At 63.4% G+C, this 5,809-nt stretch carries 10 protein-coding genes; 7 read left to right on the forward strand and 3 right to left on the reverse strand.

Annotated features, from left to right (window positions below):
• From RMO18_RS21155 to RMO18_RS17105, 5 genes are all read left to right on the forward strand, one after another.
• Window positions 1-141, forward strand: a 141-nt coding sequence (locus RMO18_RS21155; protein WP_405054101.1) for a pyruvate kinase alpha/beta domain-containing protein, incomplete at its 5' end; no start/stop codon positions are given.
• 33 nt (window positions 142-174) lie between these two features.
• A complete protein-coding gene (locus RMO18_RS17090) occupies window positions 175-399 on the forward strand; it encodes a hypothetical protein (protein ID WP_309667531.1) in 225 nt (74 codons plus the stop codon).
• A 118-nt stretch (window positions 400-517) separates the two neighbouring features.
• A complete protein-coding gene (gene rpmI / locus RMO18_RS17095) occupies window positions 518-718 on the forward strand; it encodes a 50S ribosomal protein L35 (RefSeq protein WP_300855159.1) in 201 nt (66 codons plus the stop codon).
• An 11-nt stretch (window positions 719-729) separates the two neighbouring features.
• Window positions 730-1,092 (forward strand): 50S ribosomal protein L20, encoded by a 363-nt coding sequence (rplT, locus tag RMO18_RS17100; protein ID WP_309667534.1) that lies wholly within the window; start codon window positions 730-732, stop codon window positions 1,090-1,092.
• 116 nt (window positions 1,093-1,208) lie between these two features.
• Window positions 1,209-2,393: an MFS transporter gene (locus RMO18_RS17105; RefSeq protein ID WP_309667536.1), complete on the forward strand. Its 1,185-nt coding sequence runs from the start codon at window positions 1,209-1,211 to the stop codon at window positions 2,391-2,393.
• On the opposite strand, the gene truB is transcribed toward RMO18_RS17105, so the two are convergent.
• The 3 genes from truB to rbfA are packed head-to-tail and all read right to left on the reverse strand — an operon-like array spanning window position 2,394 to window position 4,463.
• Window positions 2,394-3,296 (reverse strand): tRNA pseudouridine(55) synthase TruB, encoded by a 903-nt coding sequence (gene truB / locus RMO18_RS17110; RefSeq protein WP_309667538.1) that lies wholly within the window; start codon window positions 3,294-3,296, stop codon window positions 2,394-2,396. It abuts the gene before it with no gap.
• Window positions 3,297-3,299: 3 nt separating this feature from the next.
• Window positions 3,300-4,025 (reverse strand): phosphodiester glycosidase family protein, encoded by a 726-nt coding sequence (locus tag RMO18_RS17115; RefSeq protein ID WP_309667539.1) that lies wholly within the window; start codon window positions 4,023-4,025, stop codon window positions 3,300-3,302.
• Window positions 4,026-4,463: a 30S ribosome-binding factor RbfA gene (gene rbfA, locus RMO18_RS17120; protein WP_309667544.1), complete on the reverse strand. Its 438-nt coding sequence runs from the start codon at window positions 4,461-4,463 to the stop codon at window positions 4,026-4,028.
• 84 nt (window positions 4,464-4,547) lie between these two features.
• Here rbfA and dapB point away from each other — a divergent pair, with 84 nt between their 5' ends.
• Together dapB and RMO18_RS17130 are read left to right on the forward strand one after the other, a co-directional pair.
• Window positions 4,548-5,357 carry a 4-hydroxy-tetrahydrodipicolinate reductase gene (gene dapB, locus RMO18_RS17125; RefSeq protein ID WP_309667540.1) on the forward strand — a complete coding sequence of 270 codons (810 nt, stop codon included), beginning with the start codon at window positions 4,548-4,550 and terminating at the stop codon, window positions 5,355-5,357.
• An 89-nt stretch (window positions 5,358-5,446) separates the two neighbouring features.
• Window positions 5,447-5,809: hypothetical protein (locus RMO18_RS17130; protein ID WP_309667542.1), on the forward strand; the 363-nt coding region annotated here is incomplete at its 3' end.

The raw sequence follows: 5,809 nt of genomic DNA on the forward strand, positions 1-5,809 counted from the left end.
GCGCGCGATGGCGGGTTTGCCACGGAGGAAGATCAGATCGTGGTCACCGCCGGGGTGCCGTTCAACGTGAAGGGCACCACCAACATCCTGCGCGTGGCACCTTGCGATGAACGGTTGATTTCGCGCGTCGATCCTGAATAACTGGGTCTCAGCGTAGCAGTCGTAGGGGGTTAAATGGATCCCGACCTGTTTTTGACTATCGGCATCGTGTTGATCGTGCTGACCATTCCAACCCTTCTTGCGGCGTGGGTCGAAGGACGCGCGCCGCGGGTTGGTGCGATCATGCTGATCGCGGCGCTGGGGCTGGTTCTGGTGGCTGTCACGCAGCAACCGGGGGGCTATACCTTCAACGAAGTGCCCGATGTATTTCTGCGTGTGTTTGCGCGGCTGACCAACTGAGCACATCTGCCGTTGTCTCTTGCACCTTTGCACCGCCCCAACTATAGGGGCGGCTCGATTACCCGCACGGCCGGCCCACGTGGCATGCCGAGTCGTGCCTGAAACCACGGAGATGGAAATGCCCAAGATGAAGACCAAGTCGGCGGCCAAGAAGCGCTTCAGCTTCACGGCCTCCGGTCGGGCCAAGGCTGGCGTTGCCGGCAAGCGGCACGGCATGATCAAGCGCACGACGAAATTCATTCGCGATGCTTCTGGAACGATGTTGCTGTCGGCTGCCGACACCAAGATCGTCAAGAAGTACATGCCCTACGACCGGTAAGGAGAGCCCCGATGTCCCGCGTTAAATCCGGCGTCGTTACGCACGCCCGCCACCGTAAGGTGATCAAGAAAGCGGCCGGCTATTACGCTGCCCGGTCCACCAACTTTCGCACGGCCACGCAGGCCGTCGACAAGGCCCAGCAATACGCAACCCGCGACCGCAAGACCCGCAAGCGCAACTTCCGCGCGCTGTGGATTCAGCGGATCAACGCCGCGGTGCGGATGTTCGATGCCGAAATGACCTATTCGCGTTTCATCAACGGTCTGGCGAAAGCCGGGATCGAAGTGGACCGCAAGGTTCTGGCCGATCTGGCTGTGCACGAGCCGGAGGCATTCAACGCCATTGCCGGCCAGGCGAAAGCCGCGCTGGTCTGATTTCTGGCAGACCCGGAATTTGAAAGGCCCCGCAGCGATGCGGGGCTTTTTCTTATGGGTCTTGCCCGCGCCATCCATGCCTCGCCAAATCAGGACCAGCGGGCTAACCATGGCGGATGCGTCGCAACATCATCCTCTACCCTTGGTTCAAGTTCGTCCAGCAACTGCTTTTCTGGCAAGCCACCTGGTTTCTTTACTTCGAAAGTCAGCTTTCGGCGGCTGAGGCGATTTTGCTGTATGTCGTTGCTGACCTTTCAACCACAGTGCTTGAAGTGCCCTCGGGCTATATGTCGGATCGGCTGGGGCGGCGGAAGACGCTGCTTGTAGCGGCCATCAGCTTTGTTGCTGCGACTGTCCTTCTGGTGGTTGGGGAGGGGCTTGCCCAGTTTGCGCTGGCCAGTATCCTTCTAGGGGCCGCATCGGCCTTTGCGTCGGGCACGGACAGTTCGCTTCTGTTCGAAAGCCTGAAGGCTGATGGTCGCGCATCCGACATCGAGGCGATGGAGCTGAGGGCCTGGCGTTTCAGTTTCAGCGGGCTGGCCCTGTCGGCGCTGACCGGTGGGGTGCTGGCGTTGTATGGCGCGATCCTGCCATATGTCGCGACGACCATATCAGCCCTAGGCCTTTTGGCCGTGACGGCCCTTTTCCGTGAACCGCCACAAGCGCCTCAGGCAGGGCACCGCGATAACCTGCGGGTGATCGGGTCCAGCCTTGCGCAACCGACGCTGCTTTGGCTTTTGTGCCTTTGGCTGGCAACCTATGTCTTCAGCCATATTCCTTTTGTTTTTGGTCAACCGTTCATCCGTGAGGCGATGACAGCGGCAGGCCACGGTGATCAGACGCCACTTATTTCGGGCGCGGTGACCTTTCTTATGATGGCCATTTCATTGGCTTTTTCGCTGGTAGCCCTGCCGCTGCGCAAGGCGTTGGGTTTGCCGGGGGTCCTGCTCTTGGCGTTCGGGATGCAGGTCGCCTTGACGGCAGCGCTGGCAGCCTCGAACAGCCTGTTCGTGATCGCGCTGCTGCTGTTGCGGATGGTGCCGGATTCGCTGTCAACCGCGTTCATGACGGCCCGCGTCCAGACGCTGCTACCCAGCACGATTCGCGCTACTTACCTTTCCCTGCAAAGTCTTGCCGGGCGCATTGTGTTTTCCGCCGTCCTGTCGCTTGCAGCACTTTACACGCCTGCTGACCAGACGCTGGCATACTCCGACATGCAGGTGATCCTGACCTGCTTTGCCGTCTTCGGGGTGCTGGTGCTGGCTGGGCTTGTGGTGACCACCCGTAAAGCGCAGGTTTAGTCAGCGGTTGAACACCCTTGTCGGGTGCAGCTCGCCCCCCCGGTAATGCCCGACGGCGATGGCCTGGCCGTTCAGGCTGGCCCAGCCTTCGGTGCCCCATTCGGCCGACGCGATGACCATGCCGGGGTTGCCGTTGCGCAGGCGGGCAGCGCCTTCGGCGGTGGCGGGAAATTCGGGCAGGTCGGCAAGGCCCACTTCCAGCGGCAGCAGGCGGGCGTCCAGGGCATCGGTCTTGGCCTCGGCGTCGATCTGGTCGAGTGTCACGCCTTGGGCCGCGGTGAACGGACCAGACCATTCGCGGCGCAACCACTGCACATGGCCAAGGCAGCCAAGTGCGGCACCAAGGTCACGGGCGATGGCGCGGACGTAGCCGCCCTTGCCGCAGACCATCTCCAGATCGACATGGTCGGCGTCGGGGCGCGCAAGGACGGTCAGGCTGTCAACCCAGAGCGGGCGGGCGGCAAGATCCATCACCTCGCCTTCGCGGGCCAGATCATAGGCGCGTTCGCCATCGACCTTTACGGCGGAATACTGCGGCGGGACCTGCTGGATATCACCGCGAAAAGCGGCCAGCGCGGCCTCGATCCCGGCATCGGTCGGGCGGGCATCGGCGCGGGCGATCACCTCACCCTCGGCATCATCGGTGGTGGTGGCCGCGCCAAATGTCACGCGAAAGCGGTAGCATTTCAGCGCATCGGTGACGAAAGGCACGGTTTTCGTCGCCTCGCCCAATGCGATGGCCAGCACGCCGGTTGCGGCCGGGTCCAGCGTGCCGGCATGGCCCGCCTTTTGTGCGCCAAAGGCCCATTTCACCTTGTTCACCACGGTGGTGGAGGTGATTCCGGCGGGCTTGTCGACCACCAGCCAGCCGGAAACGACCCGGCCCTTCTTTGTGCGGCCCATCGATCAGCCCTTTGGAACAACGGTGCCGACGATCGGCCCCATGGGAAAGCCGCCGTCATGGCGGTTCAGCGCCGGGGCGTACAGCCGCGAGATGTTGCCATCGAAGTACAGCGCATCGGACAGGCCAAGCGCATCGCGGAACAGGCGGGCGAAGCTGTGGAAGTTCACCGCTTCGTTGGAGATTGCGAACACCGCGCGGGTGCCATCCTTGCTGACGCCCACACCGTTGCGGAGGTAAGTGCTGTCACTGTCTGGCAGCAGTTTCGGGTGCAGTTCGCCCTCGATCACCAGCATCGGCCCGGACTGCGTGGCAAAGAGGCAGGCGGGGGCGCCGGTCTTGAAGGCGCGGCTTTCGACCACGCGAAACGTGTCGCCGATGCAGAACACCCCGTTTGGCAACAGGCCGAAGTTGCCGGGACCGTCGCGGGTGACAAGGCGCGATTGTTCGACGCCGTTTTCGACATACAGCCCGACCGGCGCCAGATCGCGGTGATACATCCCGGCATTCATCGCAAAGCCAAGGGTTTTGCCGGCCGCCTCAAGCGCGGTGTTGACGCGGGCAAAGCTGCCGTAAGCGCCGTCGGAACCGGAATGAAACAGGCGCACATCGTCGGTCAGGGCAACGTCGCAGGTGGTGTAGGACGCGCCTTCGAAGGTGATGTCGCGGCAGTCTGCGGCCCCTGCCGACACGGGCCACAGAAGCATCAGGGCAAGTGCGCCGCGCAGCATTCAGGCATCCCCGTCAGGCGTGGCTTCGTCTTGCGCGTCAAGATCGCGCTGGACGGCAGGGTTGGAAAACAGTCTGCGGGTTTCGTCCAGACGATCAAACGTCTCATCCGGGCGAAAGCGCAGGTCTGGGGCGTATTTCAGCGTCAGCTCTTTGCTGAGACGCTGGCGCAGTTCGTGCTTGTTGCGGGCAAGGGCGGCAATCGCGTCTTCGACCGGGACGGTGCCCATCAGCGGCATCACGTAGACGGTGGCCACCTTGAGGTCGTTGGACAGCGATACCTCGCCGATGGTGATCGACATGCGGTTCAGGTCGGTGTCGTGGATTTCGGCCCGGTTCAGCATATCGCTGAGAGTGCGGCGAATGAGTTCGCCCACCCGGAGCTGGCGTTGCGAGGGGCCGGAGCCTGTGGAGATGCGCTTGTTCGACATGGCGCCCATGTAGGCTGTTTCGCCGCGCCCCGCAACGGCGGGCTTTTGCCGCACGCCGGAAGGCGCTAAGGCAGGGGAAACAGGGAGGCTGCCATGACCGACGAGCCGGGCATCGTGATTACCGGGGCATCGGGCCGGATGGGCCAGATGCTGATCCGCACCATTGCCGAGACGGGCAAGGGGCGGCTGGTGGGCTGTCTGGAACGCCCAGGCCATGCGTGGATCGGCCGGGATGTGGGCGAAGCGATGGGCGGGGCGGCACTGGGTGTGGTGGTGGGCGACGACCCGTTGGAAGCGTTTGCCCAGGCGCAGGCGGTGATCGACTTTACCGCGCCGGCGGCCACGGTAGAGTTTGCGGCGCTGGCAGCACAGGCGCGGGCGGTGCATGTGATTGGCACCACCGGGCTGGAACCGGCGCATCTGGCCAAGATCGCGCTGGCCGCACATCATGCGGTGATCGTGCGGGCGGGGAACATGTCGCTGGGGGTGAACCTGTTGACGCGGCTGACGCAAAAGGTGGCCGCGGCGCTGGATGCCGATTGGGATATCGAGATTGTCGAGGCGCATCACCGGATGAAAGTGGACGCGCCTTCGGGCACGGCGCTGATGCTGGGGGCGGCAGCGGCGGCAGGGCGCGGCAAGGCGCTGGACAGCGTGATGGTATCAGGGCGCGATTGTGTTACCGGGGCGCGGGAACGTGGGACGATAGGATTTTCGGCGATCCGCGGCGGCGATATCGTGGGCGAACATGACGTGATCTTTGCCGCGGATGGCGAGCGGATCGTGCTGCGCCATGTGGCGACCGACCGCACGGTGTTTGCCCGGGGTGCGATCCGCGCCGCGATCTGGGGGCAAGGCAGGAAACCGGGGCAGTATGACATGATGGATGTGCTGGGCCTTTGATCCGCCCCCCCCGGCGGATGGTGATGCGGTGATCCAACCGCGCCGGTGAAGCGTATGGTTACGGATTGCACCGGTCCGGGGGGGATGAAATGATCCGTAGTCTTGCCGCTGTGGCCCTTTGGGTCTGTGCCGTGATGCCGGCAGCAGCAGATGACTTTGCCGAGATCCGCGACAAATCAGAGTTCATGTCGCTGGTCGAGGGGCGGGAACTGCGGATCGGGCTGTACAATCTGACGCTGAACCTGCTGCCGGATGGCCAGATCAAGGGCCGCGCCCTCGGCTGGGACATCACCGGATCATGGGATTGGCAGGACGGCCATTTCTGCCGCGAGATGGACTGGAGCGGCATGGAGATCGACTACAATTGCCAGCTGGTCGAGACGCGGGGCGGTGAGGTCCTGCGTTTTACCGTTGATCGTGGCGCAGGCGATTCCGCCTCGTTCAAGGTGCGC

The sequence above is a fragment of the Tabrizicola sp. genome (genome assembly GCF_031377265.1).
In the GTDB taxonomy this organism is placed as follows: domain Bacteria; phylum Pseudomonadota; class Alphaproteobacteria; order Rhodobacterales; family Rhodobacteraceae; genus JAUYQR01.

Bases quoted from the DNA above. Each gene is read 5' to 3' on its own strand.
- dapB (WP_309667540.1), top strand. From the start codon at position 4,548: ATGACCGACGAGCCGGGCATCGTGATTACCGGGGCATCGGGCCGGATG.
- rplT (WP_309667534.1), top strand. From the start codon at position 730: ATGTCCCGCGTTAAATCCGGCGTCGTTACGCACGCCCGCCACCGTAAG.
- RMO18_RS17115 (WP_309667539.1), bottom strand. From the start codon at position 4,025: ATGCTGCGCGGCGCACTTGCCCTGATGCTTCTGTGGCCCGTGTCGGCA.
- RMO18_RS17090 (WP_309667531.1), top strand. From the start codon at position 175: ATGGATCCCGACCTGTTTTTGACTATCGGCATCGTGTTGATCGTGCTG.
- RMO18_RS17105 (WP_309667536.1), top strand. From the start codon at position 1,209: ATGCGTCGCAACATCATCCTCTACCCTTGGTTCAAGTTCGTCCAGCAA.
- truB (WP_309667538.1), bottom strand. From the start codon at position 3,296: ATGGGCCGCACAAAGAAGGGCCGGGTCGTTTCCGGCTGGCTGGTGGTC.
- rpmI (WP_300855159.1), top strand. From the start codon at position 518: ATGCCCAAGATGAAGACCAAGTCGGCGGCCAAGAAGCGCTTCAGCTTC.
- rbfA (WP_309667544.1), bottom strand. From the start codon at position 4,463: ATGGGCGCCATGTCGAACAAGCGCATCTCCACAGGCTCCGGCCCCTCG.